This is a genomic window from Streptomyces sp. NBC_00536 (assembly GCF_036346295.1).
Taxonomy (GTDB): domain Bacteria; phylum Actinomycetota; class Actinomycetes; order Streptomycetales; family Streptomycetaceae; genus Streptomyces.
Map to the genome: position 1 here is coordinate 7,166,293 of NZ_CP107819.1, position 24,753 is coordinate 7,191,045.

14 protein-coding genes are annotated in these 24,753 nt (G+C 70.9%); 5 read left to right on the top strand and 9 right to left on the bottom strand.

The genetic code is table 11. The features are described 5' to 3' along the window. Positions 1-14: 14 nt before the first annotated feature. Positions 15-1,217 carry a copper resistance D family protein gene (locus OHS33_RS30690; protein ID WP_330333659.1) on the bottom strand — a complete coding sequence of 401 codons (1,203 nt, stop codon included), beginning with the start codon at positions 1,215-1,217 and terminating at the stop codon, positions 15-17. 244 nt (positions 1,218-1,461) lie between these two features. On the opposite strand from OHS33_RS30690, the gene OHS33_RS30695 reads away from it, so the two are divergent. Beyond that, positions 1,462-2,985 (top strand): MFS transporter, encoded by a 1,524-nt coding sequence (locus OHS33_RS30695; protein ID WP_443065371.1) that lies wholly within the window; start codon positions 1,462-1,464, stop codon positions 2,983-2,985. 52 nt (positions 2,986-3,037) lie between these two features. Here OHS33_RS30695 and OHS33_RS30700 read toward each other — a convergent pair whose 3' ends face one another. Both OHS33_RS30700 and OHS33_RS30705 read right to left on the bottom strand, forming a co-directional pair. After that, the gene (locus OHS33_RS30700; protein ID WP_330333660.1) at positions 3,038-4,885 is read right to left on the bottom strand and encodes a serine/threonine-protein kinase; all 1,848 of its coding nucleotides are present in this window, start codon (positions 4,883-4,885) and stop codon (positions 3,038-3,040) included. Between the two features lie 120 nt (positions 4,886-5,005). After that, entirely contained in the window at positions 5,006-5,485 is a 480-nt protein-coding gene (locus OHS33_RS30705; RefSeq protein ID WP_330333661.1) for a peroxiredoxin, read from the bottom strand. Positions 5,486-5,666: 181 nt separating this feature from the next. Between OHS33_RS30705 and OHS33_RS30710 the strand changes: the two genes are divergently transcribed. Beyond that, the gene (locus OHS33_RS30710) at positions 5,667-6,764 is read left to right on the top strand and encodes a magnesium and cobalt transport protein CorA (protein WP_330335271.1); all 1,098 of its coding nucleotides are present in this window, start codon (positions 5,667-5,669) and stop codon (positions 6,762-6,764) included. A gap of 9 nt (positions 6,765-6,773) precedes the next feature. Here the strand turns inward: OHS33_RS30710 and OHS33_RS30715 are convergent, their stop codons facing one another. From OHS33_RS30715 to OHS33_RS30735, 5 genes are all read right to left on the bottom strand, one after another. Continuing rightward, positions 6,774-8,603, bottom strand: a complete 1,830-nt coding sequence (locus OHS33_RS30715) for a DUF1998 domain-containing protein (protein ID WP_330333662.1) — start codon at positions 8,601-8,603, stop codon at positions 6,774-6,776. 3 nt (positions 8,604-8,606) lie between these two features. Beyond that, positions 8,607-11,843 (bottom strand): helicase-related protein, encoded by a 3,237-nt coding sequence (locus OHS33_RS30720; protein WP_330333663.1) that lies wholly within the window; start codon positions 11,841-11,843, stop codon positions 8,607-8,609. After that, complete coding sequence (locus tag OHS33_RS30725; RefSeq protein WP_330333664.1) at positions 11,840-13,774, bottom strand: UvrD-helicase domain-containing protein; 1,935 nt, start codon at positions 13,772-13,774, stop codon at positions 11,840-11,842. Before OHS33_RS30725 ends, OHS33_RS30720 begins: the two co-directional genes overlap by 4 nt. Continuing rightward, positions 13,771-18,564 carry a DEAD/DEAH box helicase gene (locus OHS33_RS30730; RefSeq protein WP_330333665.1) on the bottom strand — a complete coding sequence of 1,598 codons (4,794 nt, stop codon included), beginning with the start codon at positions 18,562-18,564 and terminating at the stop codon, positions 13,771-13,773. Before OHS33_RS30730 ends, OHS33_RS30725 begins: the two co-directional genes overlap by 4 nt. A 118-nt stretch (positions 18,565-18,682) precedes the next feature. Continuing rightward, the gene (locus OHS33_RS30735; RefSeq protein WP_330333666.1) at positions 18,683-18,973 is read right to left on the bottom strand and encodes a hypothetical protein; all 291 of its coding nucleotides are present in this window, start codon (positions 18,971-18,973) and stop codon (positions 18,683-18,685) included. 348 nt (positions 18,974-19,321) lie between these two features. Here OHS33_RS30735 and OHS33_RS30740 point away from each other — a divergent pair, with 348 nt between their 5' ends. Genes OHS33_RS30740 through OHS33_RS30750 form a run of 3 tightly spaced genes read left to right on the top strand, consistent with a single transcriptional unit; the run spans position 19,322 to position 23,273 of the window. Next, a complete protein-coding gene (locus tag OHS33_RS30740) occupies positions 19,322-21,409 on the top strand; it encodes a helix-turn-helix transcriptional regulator (RefSeq protein WP_330333667.1) in 2,088 nt (695 codons plus the stop codon). Next, on the top strand, positions 21,406-22,383 hold the full coding sequence (locus OHS33_RS30745) for a hypothetical protein (RefSeq protein ID WP_330333668.1): 978 nt from the start codon (positions 21,406-21,408) through the stop codon (positions 22,381-22,383). Before OHS33_RS30740 ends, OHS33_RS30745 begins: the two co-directional genes overlap by 4 nt. Continuing rightward, positions 22,380-23,273, top strand: coding sequence for a DUF6339 family protein (locus OHS33_RS30750; protein WP_330333669.1), 894 nt, complete (start codon positions 22,380-22,382; stop codon positions 23,271-23,273). The genes OHS33_RS30745 and OHS33_RS30750 overlap by 4 nt, the downstream gene beginning before the upstream one ends. Here the strand turns inward: OHS33_RS30750 and OHS33_RS30755 are convergent. Then, entirely contained in the window at positions 23,230-24,684 is a 1,455-nt protein-coding gene (locus OHS33_RS30755) for a glycosyltransferase family 87 protein (protein ID WP_330333670.1), read from the bottom strand. The two genes, OHS33_RS30750 and OHS33_RS30755, sit on opposite strands and share 44 nt — an antisense overlap. Positions 24,685-24,753 lie beyond the last annotated feature (69 nt).

Sequence of the window (24,753 nt, forward strand, 5' to 3'; positions counted from 1 at the left end):
GGGGGGGGTGTGGATCAGGCGGATGCGGGAGTGGAGGAGGGGGCGGGGGTGGGTGCGGGCGCCGGGGGCGTGCGCCGGGCCAGTGCGTCGGAGGTGCGCACGGTGATGTAGAGGGACGCCACCAGGGTGAGGGCGAGGACCGCGCCCACCGCGAAGACGCTGCCGTTCGAGACGGCGGGCGGGCTGCCCGCCTCGCTGCGGGCGGAGCCGCTGAGGAACGGGACGACGACCAGGACGGCGATCCCCAGGGCGACCTCGCCCCAGACGATCTTCGGGAAGTGCCGCAGGGTCAGGTGCAGGAGCGAGGACGTGTCGTCCGCGGCGCGGGCCCGGGCGATGCGGGGCATCAGCCAGAACTGGTTGACGCCGCCGGCCGCCACCATGGCCAGGACCAGCAGGATCTTGATCAGGACGAAGAGGCCGTACGTCGTCGTCCACAGCTGGCTGACCGAGCCGACGTGCTTCCAGCTCAGCCACAGCCCGGACGTCAGCACGGCGCCGACGCAGACGAGGGCGACGAGGGAGAAGCGGCGCCAGATGTCCGCCCAGAGCAGGCCCGCGCCGTCACCGAGGCGGCCGCGGGCCGTGGCGAGGGCGGCGAGGAAGGCCAGGCCGCCGACCCAGACCACACCGCTGATGATGTGGACCTGGGCGAACACGAGGTCCAGCACCTTGTCCGAGTCCTTGGGCGCGGTGGCCGGTACTGCCGCGATGAGCGTCACGGCGAGGCTCAGGGGCAGGGCGGTCAGCGCGACGGCGTTCAGGTGCCGGCGTGCCGACGGGAGGAACAGGGCGATCAGCGCGGCGGCGGTGATGACCAGCGCGACGTTCTGCACGATGTAGAGCGTGCCCTGGGCGACCCAGGCGCCCTTGGCCGCCGGGGCGGCCAGGAAGTCCGAGATCCGCGCGGGCGCGAGGGCGTCACCGAACGGCATGCCCTTTCCGGCGCGGGCGACGCGCGCGGCGAGCTGGAAGTAGCCCGCGACGAGCAGGACGACTCCGGCCCAGGCGAGGTATCCGGCGGTTCTTCGCCTGATGACCTCCACGTCGCCGCTGTGGCTCGCGGGTGCGCGGAGCGCAGGGCGTCCGGAGGTGACGTAGGTGAGGGTGGTGCCGATGGCTCCCGTCAGGCCGATGAAGTAGCCGGCCTTGGTGAGGACGCGCCACAGGGGAGGCGTGGTGTAGCCGGCTGAGGCGGCCAGGTGTAGGAGCTGCATAAAGGGAAGGCTAACCTAACTTTTAAAGGGCCCTCCCCGGGTAAATTGGACTTGGTTGAATCTTTACCGAGGGGAATGGAGGGGAATGGAGGGGGGTCGGGATGAGTCGAAGTTGCTTCATCTGAGACATCTTTGTATCGTTTGGGACGACTGAGGCTCGAATCTCACAGTGTCCTCGACTGTGTTCCCGCACGACGAGGGCGCGCCGAGGAATCGCCCCCGCACCACCGCGAACGGAATCCCCATGCGCACCACCCCGCAGGACCCGCGCCGCTGGATCGTGCTCGCGATCCTGTCCGGCAGCCTCCTGCTCATCTCGATGGACACCACGATCCTCAACGTGGCGTTCCCCTCGCTCGTCGGCGACCTCCAGCCGGGCGCCGTGCAGCAGCTGTGGATCATCGACATCTACGCGCTCGCCCTGTCCGGCCTGCTGGTCACCGCGGGCGCCCTCGGTGACCGCTGGGGCCGCAAGCGGCTGCTGATGGCGGGTTTCGGCATCTTCGCCGTCGCCTCGCTCATCGCCGTGTTCTCCACCGAGGCCTGGCACGTCATCGCCGCCCGCGCCCTCCTCGGTGTCGGCGGCGCGGCGATCATGCCGTCCACCCTGTCCATCCTGCGCAGCGTCTTCACCGACGCCAAGGAACGGGCCTTCGCCCTCGCCGTCTGGGCGGCCGTCTTCGGCGGCGGCATGGCCTTCGGGCCGGTCGTCGGCGGCCTGCTCGTCCAGGACTTCGGCTGGCACTCCGCCTTCCTCCTCAACCTCCCCGTCACCGCGGTCATCGTCGCGGCCGGACTGCGCTACCTCCCCGAATCGCGCTCGCCCCGGGCCGCCGGACGCTGGGACTGGTGGGGCGTCGGCCAGTCGATCGTCGGCATGCTCGCCCTCGCGGGCGGCATCAAGCAGCTGGGCAAGAGCGGAGTCGCGGACCCGCTGCCCTGGGCGCTGCTCGCCCTCGCCGCCGTCCTGCTGACCGTGTTCGTACGCCGCCAGCTCCGCCTGGACAACCCGCTGCTCCAGGTCCGGCTCTTCGCCAAGCCCGCCTTCAGCGTGGCCGCCACCGCGATCTTCCTGCCGATGGTGGGCATGGGCGCCATCCTGTTCCTGGTCACCCAGTGGTTCCAGTACGGCCAGGGCTACACCCCGCTGGAAGCGGGCCTGCGCCTGCTGCCCGCGCCGCTCGCCCTGATCTGCGCCTCGATGGTGGCCCCCACCCTCATGCAGCGCTTCGCGATCCGGCACGTGCTCGGCGCGGGGCTGGTGGTGCTGGCCGCGGGCATGGCCCTGCCCTGGACGGTCCAGCGGTTCGCGGAACTCGGCTACCCCGCCTTCGCCGTGGCCCTGACCGTCATGGGCCTGGGCGCGGGACTCGCCACCACGGTCGCCTCGGTGACCCTGATCTCCACGGCGCCCGCCGACGAGGTCTCCAGCGCGGCCGCCATCGAGGAGACCTGCTACGAACTCGGCTCGGCCATGGGCGTGGCGATCCTCGGCTCCACGGCCGCCGCGCTTTACCGGACGGGTCTCCCGGCGCTCGACCTGGACGGCCCGACGCTGAGCGCCGTACGGGACTCCGTGGGCGAGGCCGCGCACACCGCCGAGCGGATCGGCGGCAGCGCGGGGCAGAGCCTGCTCGACGCCGCCTCGCACGCCTACACCCTGGCCATCACCCCGGCGTTCCTGCTGGCCGGAGGCCTCGTGGTGATCGCGGCGGTCACCACGTGGACCCTGATCCCGCGCGATCTGCAGCCGACCGAGAACCACTGAGGAGTCGAGAACCACTGAGGAGCGGTGCGGCGCGCGAGCGTCCCGGTCCGGGCTACTGGTACGCGGCCCTGACCGGGACGCTCTCCGTCGTGGGGCTCTGGCCCTTGCGGTAGTCGGCGGTCCAGACCGGGTGGGACCGGTCCGGGTCGCCGTACACGGTGCCCCCGCCGTCGCAGAAGTAGTTGAGGCGCTGACCGGCCAGCACGGAGGTGGCGCCGGAGGCGAAGCCGCAGGTCTCGCCGTTGGCCAGTTCGATGAGCAGACTGGTCGGGGCCGGTTCGCCGGGGGAGCGGAAGGCGTCCTGCGGGAGCGGCTCGGTCAGGGTCAGGCGCAGCATGCGGCGCGCGGTGCCGTCCATGCACAGGACGACGTCCGACGGTCCCTCGCCGGGGGCGAAGCAGGGATCGAGGATGGTGCTCTCCTGCTTGCACCGCCAGGCGTCGGAGCGCGGGGTCTTGCTGGAGACCGTCCAGCAGGATCCGGCGGCCTCCCCGGTGATCGTGATGCCCACGGCCGGTTCCCCGCCGGCCATGGACCAGGGGGCGATGGTGTGGACGGTGGTCCGGGTGAGCGCCGGTTCGCTCGCGGTGGCCGTGGGGGGCGGGCCGCTCGCGGACGGCTGGGAGCCCGGGCTCCGGGACGGCGCGGAGAGGCCCTGCGGGGCGCGTGACGACGTACCGCCCCGGTTGTCGGGGGACCGCGACGACGAGGCCGCCGCCCCGGCGCCGCGCCCGTCGTGCCCCGACGGGAGCAGGCTCAGGCCCAGTCCGACGGCGCCGCCCAGGGCCGCGGCCGCCGCGATGAACAGCCCCCGGCGCACCCACACCCCGCGGCGGGTGGGAGCCGGCGCGGCGGTGGTCCCGGTCCCCGGGAGCGGTACACCGCCCCAGGAGGGGTCCTCGATCGAGGGGATGTCCCAACGTGCGGCGATCTGGGCGTCGTTGACGGGTACGCCCGCACCCGCGTCCGGCGCCTGCCCGGCCGGGGCGGCCGGTGCGGTGGCCGGTACGGCGGCCGGGCCCACGGGCAGCACCTCGGTGTCCGCGCCGCCCAGCAGCCGGGCGGTGACGATCGCCAGGGCCCGGGACATCGGCCGCTCGCCGGGTTCCTTGGCCAGGCAGGCGGCCAGGACGCCGTGCAGTTCCTCGGGCACGCCGTCCAGGTCGGGTTCCTCGCGCAGCACCCGGTACGCCACCGCGTCCGGCGCCCCGGTCCCGAAGACGGGCCTGCCGGTGGCCGCCGCGGCGATGAGCGCGCCCCAGGCGAAGACGTCGCCGCGGCCGTCCGCCGTCCCGTCGCGGTACTGCTCCGGGCTGATCCAGCCGGGTGTGCCGGTCATGACGCCGGTACGGGTCACCGCGGTGCCGTCCGTGACGTGCGCGATGCCGAAGTCCAGCACCCGGGGCCCGTCCGGCGACAGGATCACATTGGCCGGTTTGAGGTCCCGGTGGACCACCCCCGCCGCGTGTACGGCGGCCAGCGCGGCCGCCGTACCGGCCGCCAGGAGGTGCAGCCGGGCCCCCGTCAGCGGCCCGTGCGCGGCGACGTACCGGTGCAGGGTGGGGCCGGGTACGTACGTCGTGACCAGCCACGGCGCGAGCGCGTCCGGGTCCGCGTCGATGAAGGGGACCAGGCACGGCCCGGTGACCCGCCGCAGCACCCCCACCTCGCGGTGGAACCGGGCCCGGAACTGCGGATCGGCGGCGAGCTGCGGATGCACCGTCTTGAGCGCGACCCTGTGGCCGCCGCCGTCCAGGGCCCCGTAGACGACACCCATCCCGCCCGCGCCGAGCCGGCCCACGAGGCGGTACGAGGCGATCCGCGTCGGATCACCGGGCAGCAGCGGGCCCATCACGGCGGCCGGACGGGGCACGGCGGGCAGGGCGGGCACAGCAGGCACGGCGGATCCATCCCCCACGGTCGGTGACCATCACGCACGGGCACGCTACCGCCCGGCCGCGGGCCGGTCCGCCGGGACCGGAGATCTTCACCCCCGGCCCGGCGCAACCTCCGGCGTCGGCTACGCGAACGCGGCCAGCTGCCGGGCGAGCGTCGAGACGCTCTGGAAGGTCGCGCCCAGCAGCGCGACGTGCTTCCAGTGCAGGGTGCCGTCGGGCGCGATGAGGAAGACCGACCGGCGCAGGCCGATCCCCGGGGCGCTCACCCCGAAGGCGCGCGCGACCTCGCGCCCGGTGTCCGCGAGCAGCGGCATCCGCAGCCCGTGCCGCCGGGCGAAGCCCTCGTGGCTGTCGACGTCCTGCGGGCTGATCCCCCACACGGTGGCGCCGAGTCCGGCGAACTCCTCGAAGCCGCTGGAGTAGGAGCACAGCTGCTTCGTGCACACGGCCGTGTTGTCGCCCGGGTAGAAGGCCACGACCACCGGCTTGCCGCGCTGCGCGCTCAGCGTGAAATCGCGGCGCTCGAAGGCATCGCCCACCAGCTCGCCGCCGGGCAGCGTGAAGTCGCCCACCACGGATCCCACTTCCGGTGCTGTCGCCACAACCGTCTCCTCGGGCTCGTCCGTCCCGCCGCGCCGTCCTGCGCGGCGCGGTCGTCGTACGCGGCGCAACGGTACGCGGCCTCCTGCGCGCGCCGGCCGGGGGCCCACCAGTGCGGCGACGGGGGCAGCGGCGGTGCGACACTGTCTGGCGATCCGCCGAAGAGGAGTACGAACCGTGTCGATGTTCAGCAGCCTGCGCATGAGCAGCCTGCGCAAGGCCGTGCGCCGTGGCTACCGGCGCACCGTGGACCTCAGCCACCCGGCCAGGTCCCCGCTGGGCAGCGCGGTGGTCAACTGCGTGGTCTACCGGGGCGGCCTGCGCCAGGAGGACTGCGCCGACGCCGGGGAGGCGCTGCGCCGGGTCCGCAAGAACGGCGAGGGCTTCGTCTGGATCGGCCTGCACGAGCCGGACCAGCGGGAACTCGCCGGCCTCGCCACGCTCTTCGGCCTGCACCCGCTGGCCGTGGAGGACGCCGTCCACGCGCACCAGCGGCCCAAGGTGCAGCGCTACGACGACACCCTCTTCGCCGTCCTCAAGACGGTCCGCTACGTCGAGCACGAGCGGCTGACCGAGAGCAGCGAGGTGGTCGACACCGGCGAACTGATGGCCTTCGTCGGCACCGACTTCGTGATCACCGTCCGGCACGGGGGCCACGGCTCCCTCGGCCCGCTGCGCGAGGCCCTGGAACACGACCCCGAGCAGCTCGCCAAGGGCCCGGCGGCGGTCCTGCACGCCATGGTGGACCACGCGGTCGAGGAGTACCTCTGCGTCACCGACTCGGTCCAGAGCGACATCGACTCCGTCGAGAGCACCGTGTTCAGCGAATACAGCGGCCGGGGCGACGCGGGCCGCATCTACCAGCTCAAGCGCGAACTCCTGGAACTGCGCCGGGCGGTGGCCCCGCTGGACCGCCCGCTCCACCGCCTCGGCACCGAGCCGATGCCGGCCGTCCCCGCAGACATCCGCCCGTACTTCCGCGACGTGGCCGACAACCTGTCCCGGACCACCGACCAGATCGCCGCCTACGAGGCCCTGCTCGACTCGATCCTGCAGGCCCACCTGGCCCAGGTGACCGTCGCCCAGAACGAGGACATGCGCAAGATCACGGCCTGGGCGGCGATCGTCGCCGTCCCCACCATGGTCTGCGGCATCTACGGCATGAACTTCGACCACATGCCGGAACTGCACTGGACCTACGGCTACCCGGCCGTCCTGCTGCTCATGGCCGCGTCCTGCTTCGCCATCCACCGAGGCTTCCGCCGCAACGGCTGGCTCTGAGCGTGGGTGTCACAGGGTGAAGAAACCGGGCACCCGCGCGTCCGGTGAACCGAGCAGGGTGGCGCGGTCCAGCAGAATGTTGTTGTTCTCGCAGCTGGTCTCCGGAAGCAGGACGCAGGTGTGGCAGGCGGCGAGGTTCAGGCCGTCGGCGCCGCTCGCCTCGGACTCCATGCACAGCGGATCGTTGGAGCACCAACCGGCCCGGTGCAGGGCCGACCGCAGGGTGGCGTCGAGGCGTCCCGGATCGCCTTGGGCGACGATGCCGCCGAGGCTGCCGGCCGAGTCGCTCGTGGCCGTGTAGATCAAAATGCCCGCCATCTCGTCGTCCGAGTAGAGCCGCTCTCGGAGGGCGGCCGCCGGATATCCACCGTCCAGACTCCACTCGTTGATCAGAACGTGGGCGAGGGTGTGCAGGAGTACGAAGCGCGGTGTGGCCTGCGACCGGGGAACGGGCTTGCCCGAGTCGCCGATGCGGCGGCGCAGCAGCTGTTCGTGGTTCAGCCGGATCCGGCCGGCTCGGGCGATCTGCCCGGGGTGTTCCTCCCACGCCCGCAGTCGCTCGTCGTCCAAGCGGATGAACACGCCTTCACCGCGCACCTGGAAGGCGGGAAGCCAGGTCGGCTTGGTCAGCGAGATCGCCGAACGGCGAAGGTGGGAGTCCGCCGGACTCGGTTCCTCCACCCGGCGGAACGACTGGAGGGCGCGCACCTCGCGCAACCGCTTGAGCAGCATGACCTGTGCCAGACCGTGCGCGTCGCGCAACGGCTCGATGGACTCGGTGGGGGCCTCGCAGACGAAATCCTGATCGAGGGCGTCGCTCCGCTCGGGGTACGGTCGGCGCAGGCTGTCGTATTCGTCCCGGTACAGCTCGGCGTGGAAGTCGTCCGTCTCCGGCTCCGAATCCTGCGTCCGCCAGTGCTCGATGCAGGCGATCACCTCGTCGGCGGTGTACTGGGGGTGGGACGCGAGGGTCTTGGCCATCCGCAGATAGGTGCGGATGTCCTCCGGGGTCTCGTCCTTGAGATCCTCATAGACATCCGCGGTGATCTTGTAGATGCCTTCGCTCCACGGCGGGATCGACAGGGCCGAGTGCATGACGGGGAACCACACGGAGGAGGAACCGCGCTGGAGCGTCCGCGGCGGTTCGGTGCAGCTCTCGGCCGGCGCGTCCTTCAGCCACGGGCGGCGGCCACCGCAGCCGATGCCGAGTTCCCTGAGGGCCTGCCGCCGGAACGACCCCTCCATGGACACCTCGGGAGCGCCGCAGCTGCACCCGACGCGCACGGCGCGCAGCGAGGCGGTCGTCCCGTCGGAGTGAAAACGGAGTTCGCCGCCACAACTCGCGCCACCGGTGCGATCGGTGCTGCGGTGCACCCACTTCCAGTACGGGAAGTCCTCAAGATGGCCGCGGGCGCAGGCCATGACAAAACGGGACGGGACGAGGCTCTCCTGGCAGGTCGAGCACTCGGCCTTGCCGGCGGGTGGATTGAACTTGCGGAACGGCTGGAGAGTGCGGCAATCGGGGCACGAGTACATGAGAGGGAAGCGGGTCGCCCGCACGCCGTCCCTCGCCATGTCGGGATCGGTGGCCGGTGGAAGTCGGAAGTTCTTGACCTTCAACTTCCGGGCCAGTCGGCGCTCTTGGACAACAGGGGCATCATCGATGTTCCACGAGTCGATGCCGCGGATGAGGAACGACTCGTTGTCCACCGCGATCACGGCGCCCACGCCGTAGGTGGTGACGAGCTGCGCGCGTCGCACCTCGCCGATGCGGCGCGCCGTGGCGATCGGGTCGGCGGGGACTCCGCGACGTCGGGTGCGGGGAGTGGGGAGAGTCATGGATCAGCGCTCCTCGAAGAAGGTGGACGAGGCGTCGACGTCGCGCAGGCTCCACAGGGTCGCCCGCCCGGGGGTGCCCAACGAGGCCTCGTCGTAGCCGTGCAGGAGGGCGGGGGCCCGGCTGGCGCGTCCCGCCTCGTAGACGAGGTTCGGCCGGACCGCGGCCTGGTCCCGCCACTCGGTGACGAACCCGTCGAAGGCGCGAGTGGTGGCGTCGAGTTCGTCGGGTTCGACACCGCGGACACGGTCCAGAAGGATCGGGCGTACGCGTGACTCCAGTTCGTCCACGAAGTCCTCGATGTCCGCGGCCGCCTCGTTCGGACGGGCGGCGGGGAGCAGGAGCCGGGCCAACGCCACGATCACGCCGTGCAGGCCCCGGTCGCGTGCCCGCAGCGAGAAGGGCGTCACGCTCGTGGACTCGACCTCGCGGTAGAGGGCGGAGTGGAAGTGTTGGAAGTCCTCGTAGTGCGAACGGTCGCGTGAGCGGGTGGAGTTGAGCATCACGGCGACCAGCCCCGGGTGTTGACGGCCGACGCGGCTCGTCGCCTGGATGTACTCGGCGGTCGTCTGTGGCTGGCCCATGACCGCCATCAATCCGAGACGGTCGACGTCCACGCCGACGGAGATCATGTTGGTGGCGAGGAGGACGTCCAGGACGTCGCCGGAAGGCAGGGAGCGCTCCATCTCCTTGAGTCGCTTGGAGATGTCACCGGCATTCACCCGGCTGCTCAACTCCCGCACCGCGTCGGCGCGTCGTGACTTGACGCCGTCGCGGGCCGCCAGGTGCTCCAGGCGGTCGTGGACGTCGTCGAGCACCTGGAGTTCCGCCGAGGACAGCAGGCGCAGGCTGTTGAAGTACCCGACCAGGGTCCAGTAGGCGTCCTTCACCTCCGGTGGTGCGTCACAGGCCATGGCGCGGTGCAGGAGGGACGCGTACACGCGGATCAGCAGGGTCGACTGGCTGGTGCTCGACGTGAGCAGGCCGACGTAGCGACGCGTCGCCTTGCCCTCACGGGGAGTCTCCACCGAGAACCACGTGTCGCGGGAGTCCAGCCCCGCGGGCGGGAACTGGTGCACGTCGCGCGCGAAGAGTCGGGTTCCCTGCTCGTCGGCCCGGCGGATGGTCGCCGTCGAGGCGATGACCTTCGGACGGCCCGCGAGGGCGTCCACGGCCGTCTCGTAGAGACCCGTCAGTGTGCCGAGCGGTCCCGAGATCAGGTGCAGTTCGTCCTGCACGATCAGTTCGGGGGGACGGGTGCCGTCGAAACGGTCCCGGTTGAACAGTGCGGCCGTCGCGGGACGCCAGGGCATGGACGCGAACTTGTCGACGGTGGCGATGACCAAGGTGGGGCGGGCGTGGTAGACGGCCTCGTCGACGAGGTGCACCGGCAGGCCGGAATGGAAATCGCAGGAGGGTGCGGGGCAGCGGATGCGCATCCGTACCGCGTCCGGATCGACGGCGTAGTCGGACGGCGTCAACGACTCGCCGCACCACGGACAGTTGCGCAGCTGTACGGGATTCTCCGTCTGGATCGACTTCAGCGGATTCGCCTGGAGTTCGACGAGCTTGGCCGCGGCGACCTCCAGTGTGTTGGGCGTCGCCGACCGTCCCACCCACATGCCGATGGAGATCTCCTCCTGTCCTAGAGCGTCGGGATCCGCCGCACGCAGGCGCTCCATGGCACAGATCAGGGCCGCGGCGCGCTCGAACTGCTGGAGGGTGAGGAGACGCAGGGTGTAGCGCATGAGCACGGTCACCCCCGCCCCTGCCGCTCCGTCACGCAGACGCCGCAAGAAGGTGGTGAAGGCGATCAGGCCCAGGTAGGCCTCCGTCTTGCCGCCACCGGTCGGGAACCACAACAGGTCCGACACCTCGCGGTCCTCGTGCCCGGGATCCACGATCCCCGCCAGGCACAACAGGACGAACGACACCTGGAACGGACGCCACCTCCCCGCGCCCGGATCGGGTGCGTCCGGCTTCCCGGCCTTGATCCACGAGGTCCTGGCCCGCTGGTCGGCCATGGCGCTGTTCGCCAGCTGGAATGCCCGGAGGATCTCCGGCCGGTCGCGGTCCGCCAACAGTGCCACCCCCGCCCGCATCCGGGTCAGCGCACGCGCACACAACCGCAGCTGCTCCCGGGCCGTCTCCTCGTGCTCCGTGCCCGCGAGTCCGGCCGCTTGCGCCTCCCGCGCGGTGATCCACTCCTGGTAGCCGTCCAGCAGGCGGCTCAGGGCTTCCACCACCCGCTCGGCCGGGGCGCTGCCCAGTTCGCGCATGGTGAGGGCGTCATCCTCGATTCCGGGGTTGGAATCGGTCAGGAGCACCTCGTGCGACGGTACGAACTCGGTCCGCAGGGCTGCCACGGCCGCCCGGTCGACGCTCGTTGCGCCCAGAGCGGACGGGGTCCAGTCCCAGGCCGCGGCGCAGCCGTGACCCGTGGCGAAGCTCGGCGCGTGCCGGTGCAGCAGGCGACTGAGGGCCTGCTCCGGATCGACCGCGCGAGAGCCGGTGCGGCGTGCCACGAAGGGCGCCAGGCCCGACTCCTCCGCGGTCACCTCCATCACCGGCTGGTAGAAGCAGTGGGCGTCCCGCAGGTCGTACATGCCGACCTGGAGGCTGTTGACGACGGTGGCCGTCACGGAGACCGAACCGTCCGACGCTGTCGGGGGGCGGACCAACACCCGCAATTCCAGGCCAGGTTCGTGCAGTGTGACGGGAGGGAGGGAGCCCGGCACGGTCACGTCCACGACGACGGGTTCCGGGCGGAGCGGCACACGACGCCAGTGCTCGTCCTGGGCCTTGGTGCTGCGCGCCTCGGTGCGTCGCGCGGCCACCGGGTTTCCGGCCGGATCCTGCGGAAGGTAGACGGCGGCCCGGACGGTGAAGCGGATGCGACGGGACACGGTGGGATCGACGGCGAAGGTCAGTCCGAGCGAGGACGGCATGCGTACGTGGGCCAGGGAGACCCCGAGATCGGTGACATCCTCCTCACGACCGCCCCGAGCGGGTACGGACGGGGTGTCCTGTCCGTCCTGTGCGGCCTGGGGCTCCGGCAGCTCCGCCGCCTCGTCCTGTGGCTTCGGGCGGGGGAACAGCACACCGACCGGATACACGGTGATCGGCGCGTCGTCCTGGAGGATCTCCTCTTCGCCCCCCACAGGTCCCAAGAGGTCCGTGCGCAGTGATTCCACGAGGGAATCCCGAACCCGATAGTGGGCCGCGTGGCGTGAATCGTTCATGCTTCCTCCCCCTCGCTCCCGGCGTGGCCGGATGCCTCGTGCTCGTTCCAGTCGAATCGCCCCAGGCCGCACAGCCGCGGCGCCAACCACACTCCGTGCGGGCCGAGACCGGCCCGCTCCGTCGCCGCCGGGGTGCCCGCGACGCTCTCCACCCCGTCGATGCGCAGCCCTGTGATCAACGGCGGCCACCGGTCCACCGGGGAGTGGACCGTGCGTCGCAGCAAGCGGTGCAGATCGGTGCGGAACCGCTCCGACACCACGGCGACCCGACGCCCGTCGACCACCACCGCGTACGGCGGTGACTGGTCGGCCGCGACCGGGATGCCGTGGAGGAGCAGCAATTCGGCCGGGGCACCAGGAGTGACGCCGTCCCGCAGATGTGTCAGCAACGCAGCCGGGTCCGTCCCGACGTCCTCCACCCCCGGAGGTTGCTCGTGGCACACGTCCCGGGCGAGCGACTCGATCCCGTTGCGGGCCCACGTGCTGCGCCCGCCGAGGTACCAGCGATCGAGCCGGCGGTCCTTGCGCACCATCCAGCAATTGGGCGCGTCGAACAGGTACAGATCGTCCCGGGCACGGGTCATGGCCACGTAGAGCAGGCGGGCCTCGGCGGCGGGATCGTAGTCGTACCGCTTCTTCACCACCCGTCGAGGCTCCTTGAGCAGGCTCGGTTCGACCAGCAGCACCCGGTCGAATTCGAGGCCCTTCGCGCGGTGCACGGTGGAGACGACCAGGGGCGAGGCCTGCGGTGCGGTCAGTTCGTCGGGCAGCCGGCCTTCGGCCACGGCGCGGTGCAAGGCAGTGACGTCGATCGAGGCGCGGGGTCCGCGGGCGACCTTCCGGATGGAGCGCCACAGTGACTCGGGCGAGACGTCGGCCGGCAGGCGCAGGTCCGTCAGCAGTTCGTCGAAGCGCTCCCGGCCCAGCACAGAGGCGTCCGTCGAGGCGAGCAGGCCCGTCATCCACGGAGGCGCCGAGCGTTCCCTCGCGGAGCGTTGCAACGTGTGCGGGACCTCGGCGTCGGAAAGCAGTCCGGAGAGCGTCAGGGCCTGGCCGTTGTCCCGGCACAACACGGCGGTACTGCCGGGGTAGTCCCGTAGTGAGGCACGTACGTACTCGTCCTCCAGGCTGCCGAAGTTCGGCGCATCCAGGAGCCGCGCCCGCAGGTCGCCGTGGATCCGCTCCGCCTCGCTCGCAGCCTCGGCCGGGTCACGGGGCAGACGCTGAAGGGGCACACCGAACGGCAGGGCGACCCGGGCCGCCTCGGTGCGGGCGCGGAAGTTGTCCTCCAGGTGCAGTTCGATCAGGTCCTCGCCGAAACTCGCCCGTACCCAGTCGAGGAACCTGTTCGTCTCCTCCGCGCGCTGATCCGGGTCGGACACCTGGAACCCGTAGACCGCCTGCGCCGCGTCACCGACGACGGTGAAGCCGCTGTTCTCCTGGAACCGGTCGAGCAGCGACTCGACCATGTCCCGGCGGACCCCGACGAGGTCCTGGACCTCGTCGATGACCACATGGGCCGGCGCGCCCTGCTCACCCACCTCGACCGCACCCCGGTCGATGGCGTCGGTGGCGGATTCGATGCGCTCGTCGAAGGTGTACGCGCTCCAGTCCGTGTCGGGATAAGCGCGGTTCAGCAGGGACGAGGCCCACGAGTCGAAGGTCTGGGCCCGGACCCGGCGTGCGGCGCCGGCGTACCGTTCGATCCGCTCGGTCAGCTCGCGCACCGCGGCACGCGAGAAGCTGAGCACGAGGATCTCTCCGGCCTCCAACTCCTCCCGCCCGACGAGGGCATCGAGCCGTCGCACCAGCGTGTGGGTCTTGCCGGCGCCGGCGCCGGCGGTGACGAGCACACGGGCGTCCCACGGCTGGTCCACCACGGACCGCTGTTCGGTGGTGAGGCGGTGTTCAGCCAGAACGGGTGAGGTCATCGGTCCTCACCCCACAGGTACTCGAACTCGGTGAAGGCGAGGCTCTCGCCGAAGTTGGTGATGTTGTCACGGACGTTGAGGATCAGGCAGGTGTCCTTGCCGCCGTTCCTCGGTCCGCGCAGGCCACGCCCGATCATCTGCTGGTAGATGTTCGGGCTGTACGTCGGGCGGGTGACGACGACCGCGCGGGTGGCCGGTGCGTCGAAGCCCTGGGTGAGCACGCCGTAGTTCGTGAGCACCTGGATCCGACCTTTCCGGAAGTCCTCGATCCGCTTGCGACGCTCGGCGGTCGGTGTGGCCGCGTCGATCGCGGCGGCCTTGATGTCGCGGTCACCGAGTTTCGCCGCGAGGAACTTGGCGTGGGCGACCGACGTGGCGAAGACGAGCACGGGCCAGTCCGCGGGCATGCCGGTGATCTCGTCGATGATCCGTTGGTTGCGGTCGTGGTCGTCGGCGAGTCGCTGTTCCGCGCCCTTGGGCAGGGTGGAGAACCGTTCGGACCGGGCGAGTTCGTCGGGCGTCAGGACGAGCCGACCACCATCCAGCTCCCGGTGGCGGACCCGGGCCAGGACGCCGATGTCCTGCAACTGGCGGATGGCGTCCGAGAGATCCCCCTCGAACACGCCCGTGTCGAGTCGACTGCCGAAGCGCTGCACGAGCAGCCGCGTCAGTTCCTTGTCGTTGCGGTACGGGGTGGCGGTCAGTCCGATGAGATGCCGGCTCGTCTTGTGATGGGTCAGATCCAGATGGGAGAGCAGTTCCGTGTAGCGGGGCGACATCGCGGTGTGCGCCTCGTCGACGATGACGAGGGAGGCACTCTCGCGCAGCCAGGTGTATTCCTCCGAACCGAGGCACCGTTCGAGCTTGGCGTCGGTGGCGACGATCAGATGAGGGCGGCCGTTCACCGGGGTCGCCTCGTTCGACGACCACAACCGGGTGATGACGAGGGGAAGTTGGGGGCCGACCTTGGCCCACACGAACCGCCAGCTCTGCACGGCCTGTTCGCACAGCTCCTCGGTCTGCGCGATCCACAGCACGGGACCGGGCAGCGTCTCGCGGTCACGGATCCAGCGGATGACGCCCTCCGCCGTCACCCGTGTCTTGCCGCTGCCGGTGGGCAGACTGAGCATGCCACGCTGGGGCACCGGGTTTTCCAGCAGAGCGAGCAGGGTCTGGGCCAGCTGTTCCTGGTACGGGTGCAGGGCGGGGAACTCGGACGGGCCGTCGACCTCGAAGCGGGGTTCCAGCGCCGGGACCCGGGCGCCGGCGAAGGAGTCGGGGAAGCCGAGGTCGGTGACGAACCTGAGCGCTTTGTCGTTCCCGGTGAAGCTGCTGGGGGCCCGGGTCGGGAACTCAAGGGAGAGGTCGCGGGCGTGCACGCGGAGGATGGACTCGCCGTGTGCGTTGAAGGCCATCTCCGCGACGCGACGCGCGTCGGGCTCGGTTCCCTGCTCGTTGAGCTCGCTCGCCATGAGCCCCGGGGGCAGCTCGCCGCGCAGCGCCTCCTCGCCGATGAGAAGAGCGATCTTGTCGATGATGCTCTCGCTCTCCCGTACCGCCCGGAGCTTGGCCTGGAGCTTCTGGTCCTGCGCCTGACGGTCCTGGAGCGCGAGCGCCTGCTCGCACCCCTTCGTGTCGAAGCCCCACTTGAACTCCTCGTCCGCGGCGCGCAGGACCTGGAGGCGGTCGAGCGAATCGAGAACGTAGAGAGTCTGCCCCTTGCGCGTGGCTTTGAGCGGGTTCGGCTTGACACCCATGGTCGTGCGCACGATCTGTTCGAGTTCCGAGCACTTCTGGATCTTGAGCGACGTACCCGTGTTGCCGATCCGGGTGCGGACGGTGGGGAACTCGTCGAACAGCGGTACGGCCGGACCGGCCTTGACGTGGCGGATCTCCTTCGAGATCACGTCCGAGACCTTGAGCATGCCCCATTCGTCGACCATCGCCTTCGCGGCGGCCGCGTCCGCCTTGTCGGCGACCAGGATCGCGGGCAGTCGCTCGCGGACGAGTTCGTTGAAGTCCGTGATGTTGGTGGCGACGGCGATCTCGTCGTCGGAGCGGGTCTCCCAGACGTCTCCCACCCGGCAGCGCGTGCTCACGTCCTCGGGAAACTCGAACGAGACCCGCAGGAGGAGGGCGTACGCGCGACCGATGTAGGTGTCGTCCTCGCTCACCAGGACGCGGTCGAGGAGTTTGCCCCAGCGGGATGCCGGCACCTCCTCCGGAGTGGTCGCCATGCGCAGCTTCTTGGCGACCACGGGGTCGATCTCCGAGACCGGGAGGATGGTGCCGTATTCCTTGAGCTGGGGCCCGACGGCATCCGCGACGCGGGTCAGTCCGAGGGTCGTCCGTACCAGGCCGTGCTTGGCGACCATCCAGCGCAGAGGGGAGACGATCGCCTCGCGGGAGTTGGCCGACACGCCGTACCGGCCGCTCCAGTTCTCCACCACTCCGGTCTCCGGCAGCTGCGCGACGAAGGCCGCACGACCTTCTTCGGACAGCTTGGGGAGCAGGTGCAGGGGGCCCGCGGTCGCCGCGCCCTCCATGGTCAGTCGGGAGATGTTCGGGCGGGGGGCGTTGGGGGCCAACCGGCGCAGATGACGTTCGTGGATGCTCTGCTTGTATTCGTCGAACCACCATTCGCGGTCCGGCCGGTGGCCGGGTGTCGGACGGTCGCCCAGTCCGAGGTCGCGGAAGACCGGACGGTCACCGTCGTGGAAGCCGAGGTCCACGGTGATCGAGGTGTCACGACTGCCGTCGGCGGGGACCACCGGCCCCGGCAGCAGGCAGTCGCGCATGGCGCGGTAGTGCCCGTCGAGCGTACGCACCCGCAGGATCTCCAGCGGCTTCGTCACCTTCGCCCGGATGCGATCGACCTGGGCGTTGCCGCCCGCACTGCGCAGCAGCAGCCAGAAGTTGGACCACGCCTCGTTGTCGTAGTGGGCGAACCCCTGGTCGAGTACGCCCTCGAAACGGCCTTGAGCGTCGGCGACACGGATCCCGATGTTGTGAAGATGGCGGGCCATCTCCGGACGCTCGGAGATCCGTGTGTCGACGTAGTCCATGTCGTCGCGCAGACTGTCGGCCGCCGTCCGGTGGAAGATCTCACCGGCGACGGGCGCCATCATCTCGCCGTTCGCGGTGAGGACGATCCTGGCCCGGCGGGCCTCGGCGGTGATGTCCGAGTCGGTGCGCAGACGGTTGGACTGGTCCTTGATCACCATGGAGGACAGGATCTCGATGGCGTGGCACGACGCCTCGGGGGTGCCGTCGGACACCAGCGCTTCGAGCCAGTCCTTGACGGACTCCGGCTTCTTGCCCGCGGCTTCCAGGATGTGGTTCATCTTGCCGCGACGCAGCTTGCCGGCATCCGCGTCGACCGAGGGATGGACCCATCCGGCGGGGCGCCCCGGGTAGCCCGACCAGATGTCCAGCCACTCGGTGTCGAGCTGAGCCGGGTGGACGAACAACTCCTTGGGCCGTTGCAACGTGCCGTCCTGGTCCGGCAGGGAGGGCTGTTCGGCGGCGAAAGCCCAGACCTGCCGGAGGAAGTAGTCGTCCGCCCAGTTGAGCTTCTCCTTCGTACGGCCCGGGAGCAGCGGAAGGTAGGCGGCGGGGTCCTCCGCGGGCACGAGGGCGGGGAGGGTGTCCACGACCAACCGGGCCGCCACGCGCAGCAGTTCCAGGTTGAACGGGGTGCCGTCCAGGAGGTGCTGGCGGTCCTCGTTCGTCTTCCACGGCGCGTTCAGGATGCCCGTCAGCGACACCTCGTACTTCGTCGGGAAGAAGGCCCAGAAGGCGCCCTTTCCGACGGGTACGGTGTGCAGTCCGCCGCGGACGCTGTACTCGGGCACGGCCCAGGAGATGTCGAGTTCGGGGCGGTTGTGCAGCTCGCCCGCGCTGGCCTCGACCTCGGCGGTGGGCGCGTGCGCGACGGAGAACACCTTCCACTGCTCGACCGTCTGCTTGGCACCGCGGGCCACCTCGCGCAGGGTGCGGTTCACGCCGTCGGGCTCGACGGAGATCTCCCGCCGGACCGGGGGGCGCTTGCGTTCGTCGTGCAGGAGCACCTCGCCGACGTGGGACGAGAACAGCTGGAAGTGGGAGGGGAACGCGTCCGTCTCCCGCCCGTCCCGGCTCTTGTGCCCGTTGATGTCACGGGCGAGCCGTTCCGCGGCGCCGGGCAGCAGGGGGAGACGGACCACGGTCGTCGCCCAACGCAGCAGCCTGTCGAGTTCGGAGTCGTCCTCTCGCTCCTGCTCGACGTCCAGGGGGCGGGCCATGCGCAGGACGGGCGTGTCCATGTCGACGCCGTCGTCCACGCCGAGGGCGTGCGCGATCTCCGCTGCCGACCAGTCGCGGTCGAAGCCGAAGCTGCCGCTGAGACTGAAGAACTGTGGCATGTCGCTGACGGACAGCACGGACTTGACGCCGACACCGAAGCGGCCGATCTGACCACCGCGCTTGCGGGAGACGCTCATGCGCAGGATCGTCTCGGCGCCGTCGGGGGTGACGGGGGAGCCCTCGTTCGCGCAGTACAAGTACCGGTCCGTGAGGACGACGTGCAGCTTGCCGCCCGGGGTCGCGGCGATCTCGTCCGCGGCGTTCTGGACGAGTTCGAAGAGCTGGCGTTCGCCGTACCCGCCCGACGTGATGCGACGTTCGCCGTTGGCATGCTCCTGTACCAGGCCGGGGTCGACCTTGTACGTCTGCAGCACAACTGCGGACTGGCGCAGCACGGTGTCGATCACGGCGGAGTGCGAGGGGTCGGCGAACTGCCGGTCAGTCATGGAGTACCTGTCTCGAGGAGATCCGAACCGATGTCATGCGGGTGCGTGGGGGCCGGCCGGCGATTGGGCATGCCGGCCCCACGGAACGTGCGAGTGCCCGGGCGGACGTGCGTACGGATCAGCCCAGTTCGATGGTGAAGGTGACGGTGATCGTCTTGATCACCGGGAGCGTCGAGTGCGCCGTGCGGACGCGGGGACGACGGCGGTCGTGCCGGTTCGCCGGACGGCTGGCGGGGGTGCGGGTGGTCCGCCGGACCGCGGTCGGGGTGCGGTGCTCCACCTCGCGCAGCAGGCGGTTGAGGTGTCCGATGCGGATGCGGTGCGCGCGACGGACGGCGGGCTTCAGGTTGTCGGACGTACGCAGATAGAGCTGGATGAAACGGGCTTCTTCGTCGCTGTTCATGGACATGAAGGGTCTCCCGAGAGCAAGCAGGCCTGTGGTGCGGGACGGGTCTGTGCTGAAAAACGCCGCGTGACAGCCAGGGTTGTGCCTGGTCCTGGCTCAAGACAGAGCTGTGGCCGATCCGTTGCATCCGGAGTTCGGCACGGTGCGATGTGCTGTTGCACAGCCTTGCAGAGTTTCTGACGGTCCGTCCAGTGGTTCTTGGTTCCAAGGGGGCGGGACGTTTTTTCCATCCCGACAGGTGCTGGCGCGCAACCGACGCGGCGTCAAATTTACCGTTTGACGACTGCCCTCACGTCAAATCCCCCTGGTAGGGTCCCCCGTATACGCAGGACCCGCAAGGAAGAGGAGACGATGGAGGACGGCGAGGATTTCGGCGCCTGGCTCGGGCGCCAGTTGCGGCGCAACGATCTGTCGCAGGCCGAGTTCGGGAAGCGGCTGGGCCTGACGCGGGCAGCGGTGTCCGCCTGGGTCACCGGCCGGGCGCAGCCGCGGGCCGAGCTGATGCCCAGGATCGCGGAGATCCTCCGTACCGACGTCGCCACCGTGGTCGACCGGGACACCGACGCCGGGTCCGCACAGCCGATCACATGGCACCACCGTCTCGCCCACCGGGACGGTGGACGGGAGTACGGCAACGCCGCGGCCTTCGCCTTCGAGGCGAGTCTGGCCGTGCTCGCGCGCGAGGCGGTTCAGAACTCCCTCGACGAGCGTTTGGACCCCACGCGCCCGGTGCGTGTCCGTTTCACCTTGCAGGAGCTGACGGGGGAGACCCTCAGCACGTTCCTCGCGGCACTGAAGTGGAACGAGTTGAAACCCCACTACGAGGCGGCGGCGGAATCCCGGCAGAAGGTCGGGCGGATCCTGACCGAAGGGCTGCGGGCGCTGCGCGAGGAGTCGTCGTTGCTGCTCCTACGCGTGGACGACTACAACGCCGCCGGGCTCACCGGCCCTGAGTACGGTGACGGGCGGTTCGCGGCGGTGGTGCGCCGCCAGCTGGACAGTCACAAGCGGAACGACCGGGCGGGTGGCTCGTTCGGCCTGGGCAAGGCCACTCTCTGGGCGGCCAGCCGGCTGGGCCTGGTGTTGATCAACAGCACCCTGTCGGAGAACCACGAGGGGCGGACCGCGCGCCGTGTGATCGGGCGGTTGGACCTGCCGTGGCGCGAGGTCGAGGGGATCGCCTACGCCGGACCCGCCTGGCTGGGGGAACCGGACACGGAGAAGGAACGCGAGAGCGTCTCCCGGTCCTGGTGGGCCGACGAGCGCGATGTCGCGGCCTTGCGACTCGACCGTGACGGCGACGACCCCGGCACCTCTTTCCTCGTGGTGGGTGCCCACGACGCGGCCGGCGGCAGCGACACCCTGGAGGACATGCACCAGGTCCTGAGCGCGGCCCTCGCGGACAACTTCTGGGCGGCCATGACCTCGGGCGGATCCACACCGCCGATGCTGGAGGCCTCCGTACGGGCCCTGCGCAACGAGGAGACCCTCGTCGCCGAGCGCCGGGTCGACCCGCACGATCACCACCCGGCGCTGGCCCGCGCCTTCCGTGCGCACCTCGACGGCGAGACCGTCGCCGAGCTGACGGCCGCCGATCAGGTGGCCGCGGCGGAGGTGCGATTCGACGTCCCGGCGCCGCGATCGGCCGGGCGCGGCGCCGCGCCCGCCGCCCACCGTGCGGTGCTCCTGGTCACCCCGGCGTCGGACACGGACGAGGAGCACAGCCGGATCGTCTGCATGCGAGGCACCCGTATGACGGTCACGACCCGACGCCCGAGGGGCCTCGGGCTCGGGATCGACCCGTTCCAGGCGGTGCTGCTCGCGGGGTTCGCCACGGGTGACGACGGCCCGGAGGCGCGTGCGGCCGAGGCGTTCCTCAGGGCCGCGGAGCCACCTGAGCACGATCGATGGGGGGCGACGGAGGAACTCACCGCCCTCTATCCCAACGCACCCCGACGACTCACGGACCTGAACACCCGCATGGACACCGCCCTGCGCGGTGTCGTCGGGCGCGGTGTCGCCCGCGGCGACGCTCTCGGTCCGGAAGTCCTGCGGAGCATGCTGCGTCTGGACGCCCCCGCGGTGGGCGCGGGCCGCCGTATGCAGGGCTACCCGGTCGTCGACCGCGTCGTCGGGCGAGTGGACGCCGCCGGGGCCTGGACGCTGGATGTGACCGTGTCCGTCCCGCGGCGGGACGACCCGTGGCGCCTGGTGCCCGTGGCCAAGTTCGACGTGCGCTCCGGCAGTCGCCCCACGCTCCAATGGGCCGAACTCACAGGCAAGGAGAACTGCGCCGTGGTGGACGGCACCCTCGTGGTGGCCCCCGATGTCCGGACCGTCCGCTTCGGTGGGGTCACCGAGGTCGGCAGCCATCCGGTCTCCGCGACGATGGCGGGCGTGGTCGTGGACATCCAGCAGGCACGGGAGGGCTCCGCGTGAACACCGTCTACCCCTACCCGACCCTCGTGGGCAGCGTCGACGTGTCCGTGCGACAGGCGACCATCGACGGGAGGTCGCTGCACCTGTCCCTGATCTCCCAGCAGGAACGGGTGGTCGCCTTCCACCAGATCGAACGCGACGACTGGGTGGAAGGCTTCCTCGAACTGGAAGTCTCGCTGCCCCAAGAGGAGCTGGCCGACGGTCCCTGGGCAGGGGTCGGATGTGTCGCGGTCCTGACCGAGCGGGCCACCAACACCCGCGTGGTGAGCCGCCTCCAGCGGAGTCGCAACGACACCCACTGGCGCGGTGAGATGCGCGTGCGCCGCTCCGCGCACCTGGTGCGCGCCGTGCTCGAGGTGTTCGTGGTGGGCACCCACGGAGGTGTCGACGGCCGCGTCATCGGGGCCGGAGACACACCGTGGATCATCGACTTCCTCGCCCGCTCGACGGCCCGCGAGCGCGAGTTGGAGATCGTGGAGGAGGACTTCCGCGACGGCCCCCGCGCGTGGCTGCGGCCGTACAAGGAGGCGCCGTGGTTCATCGACACCACGGGAGACATGCCCGTCGTTCTGCTGAACACCTCTTTCGAGGGTTTCACGGAGCTGCTCAAGGGCGCGCGCGGCCCGCTGGAGAAGGCCGCGGCCGGTCTGGTGGCCGCGCAGCTGGTCGGTGAGGCCTGGTCGGTGATGTTCCACTCCGCCCTGGGCGAATTGGAGATCGATGAGGACGGGGCTCCGCAACTCCCGGGTGGGTGGCGGGAGTCCGTGCTCCGTGTCATGCTCCCCGAGATCCTGCCGGGAATGCCGATCTCGGATGCGCTGAGCGAGGCATACAACCGGCGTGAGGAAGGCGACGGTTGGGCCGAACTCCAGTCCCGGATCCAGTACGCGGCTTCGCGTCGGGGCCAGGTGCCCAAGAACCTGACGTCGGCGATTCGTGCCGTCTCGCGTGCACAGGAGGGCTCGATCCGATGATCCGGTACGAGAGCGAGGGTCCCGAACGTCTGGCCCTGCTGCCGGCCGCGACGGTGTCCGGGTTCCTGACCGGCGCAGTGCGGGCGGGACGGGAAAGGCTGCCGCGGGTGGCGATCCTGCGTGCGAGCGTCCCGATCGACGACGCGTCCGCGCGCTGGGACACCGCGCCGCTCACGGAACTCTTCGACGAGGCCGCGCACCGGTTCGCCGACGAACGCGCCGCCGCGGACGCCTGGCTCGCCCCCCGGCTGCACGCCACGCTGCGCATGACGCGTGCCGAGGCGGCGCGCCCCGAACTGTGGAACTTCCTCGCTCTGGCGGTCGCGCCGGACCACGTCCTGTGGCGGCACCTCGCCGGGGGTGAGGGGAAGGACGGATCGGTGGCCAAAGTCAGCCCTCCGAGGTTCGCAGGGCCCCACCACACCCAGGCTTTCGCCCGTTTGTGGTGGGCGGCGGAGATGTTCCGTGACGGGCACGACTACCGACCCGTCGAGATCGCCTGCGGAAACCAGGACATGATCAACACGGCTCTGCGGTTGGACGTGATCGACCACAAGCCCACCGCGTTGGCGATGGTCCGCGTGTTGAAGGGGCTCGCCGACTCCGGTGCCACCCGCCTGGGCGACCGGGTCAACGCGCTGTGCACGGCGGTGAACACGGCGGCCGGCACCCTGATGTACGACGTGATCGCACCCCAGGATCCGGTCGATCACGATGCCCTGGCGGCCTGGATCGCGGACGCCGATGCCGCTCCCGCCGTTCCCTGGGACCGCCTTCCCGACGGCCCGGACGACGGAACGGCGTCCCGGCCCTCCTTCGACCGGCTCTCGGAACTGTTCGAGAGGTTCAGTGCCGAGGCTCCGCTGCGAGAGCGCGGTCGGGCGATGTGACGACGGATCCGCCGCTTCGGGCCCGGCTTCGGGCCCGTAGGTACCGCACCGCCGTGGCCGTCAGGGCTGTGGTGGCGGCGATGGCGTAGGACGTGGTGGCGGTGGTGGTGGGGGACAGGACGGTGGCGGCGGGGGAGGAGGCGAGGTAGGCCGCGGCGCCCGCCGCGGCGGTCGGGAGCCATTCCCAGCGGCCGTCCAGGGCGACCAGGGCGATCAGCAGCAGGGCGTACCAGGAGTAGCCCGGGGTGAGCAGGAGGAACGCGGTGCCCGTGACCAGCAGGGAGCCGTGCCAGGGGCGGGCCGGGTCGCCGCGGCGCCAGACGTGGACGACCACCGCGAGGAGGACCACGGCCACGGCCGGCAGGCACCAGGAGTCCGGGAGGACGAGGCGCAGCAGGGCGTAGCGCCGACTGGCGGCGGGGTCGTCGTAGCCCTCCTCCTCGGCGTACCCGCCGAGGTAGCCGAAGACGGAGGAGCTGGAGGTCAGGACGTACGGCAGGTACGTCAGGGCCACCACCCCGGCCGTGGGGAGCAGCAGGGACGCCGCGTCGCGCCAACGGCGTACGCCGGACAGGGCGCCCGGGAGCAGTACGGCGGGCAGCATCTTCGCCGCGACGGCCAGGCCGAACAGGGCTCCGCCCAGGGCGCGTCGGCGGGTCACCAGGCCCAGCGCGGCCACCGAGAGCAGCACCGCGAGGACGTCGGCGTGCGCGTTGTTCACCGCCTCGACCGGGACCGCCGGGCACCAGGCCCAGTAGGCGGCGCCGCGCGGGTCCCCGCCCCGGCGGCGCAGGATCAGCAGCAGGAACCACGTCACGCCCACCGCGAGCAGGGCCCCGCCGAGCTGGAGGGCCTTGTGCCGGACGCCGGGCGGGGAGAGGGCGTGGACGAGGAGGAAGTAGGCCTCCGCCACGGGCGGGTAGATCGTGTGCACCCGGGGCCTGTTGATACGGGTGCACACCCCGTCGGAGACCGCCGCCCGGTCCGGGCCGGCGCAGGCGGCGGCCCCCTGCGGGAACAGCCAGTCGTCGCGCAGCCGCAGCAGTGCGGGATCGGCCGGGGCGTGGTCGTAGGGAGAGATCCCGGCGGCCTGTACCCGCCCGTCCCAGGCGTACCGGAAGGAGTCGGTACTGGTGCGCGGCGGCGCCACCAGGCCGGTGGCGGCCACGGCGACCGCGCCGGCCAGCACCAGGGGGACGACCCACCGGGCGGGCACCGCGCGCAGGACCCCCACGGCCACCGCGAAGAGGAGCCAGGCGGCGCCGTATCCCCAGGTCAGGGCCGCCTGGTCGGTGAAGTAGGCGTCCTTGCGGATCGTGATGGTGAGGATGAATACGAGCGCGATGAGGAGGGTGGTGATCAGGGTGATGGCGAGGGGCGTGCGGGCGGTGCGGGGGCTGGGGCGGGGCATGGGGCCAGCCTCGCAGCGCGGGGGGCCGGGGCGGGGGCGGCGGGGCCCGGTGTCCGCGTTTCGTAAGGT

Coding starts and splice junctions, on each gene's coding strand:
- OHS33_RS30730 (WP_330333665.1), bottom strand. CDS start 18,564: ATGACTGACCGGCAGTTCGCCGACCCCTCGCACTCCGCCGTGATCGAC.
- OHS33_RS30720 (WP_330333663.1), bottom strand. CDS start 11,843: ATGAACGATTCACGCCACGCGGCCCACTATCGGGTTCGGGATTCCCTC.
- OHS33_RS30750 (WP_330333669.1), top strand. CDS start 22,380: ATGATCCGGTACGAGAGCGAGGGTCCCGAACGTCTGGCCCTGCTGCCG.
- OHS33_RS30735 (WP_330333666.1), bottom strand. CDS start 18,973: ATGTCCATGAACAGCGACGAAGAAGCCCGTTTCATCCAGCTCTATCTG.
- OHS33_RS30715 (WP_330333662.1), bottom strand. CDS start 8,603: ATGACTCTCCCCACTCCCCGCACCCGACGTCGCGGAGTCCCCGCCGAC.
- OHS33_RS30725 (WP_330333664.1), bottom strand. CDS start 13,774: ATGACCTCACCCGTTCTGGCTGAACACCGCCTCACCACCGAACAGCGG.
- OHS33_RS30710 (WP_330335271.1), top strand. CDS start 5,667: ATGTTCAGCAGCCTGCGCATGAGCAGCCTGCGCAAGGCCGTGCGCCGT.
- OHS33_RS30695 (WP_443065371.1), top strand. CDS start 1,462: ATGCGCACCACCCCGCAGGACCCGCGCCGCTGGATCGTGCTCGCGATC.
- OHS33_RS30690 (WP_330333659.1), bottom strand. CDS start 1,217: ATGCAGCTCCTACACCTGGCCGCCTCAGCCGGCTACACCACGCCTCCC.
- OHS33_RS30755 (WP_330333670.1), bottom strand. CDS start 24,684: ATGCCCCGCCCCAGCCCCCGCACCGCCCGCACGCCCCTCGCCATCACC.
- OHS33_RS30740 (WP_330333667.1), top strand. CDS start 19,322: ATGGAGGACGGCGAGGATTTCGGCGCCTGGCTCGGGCGCCAGTTGCGG.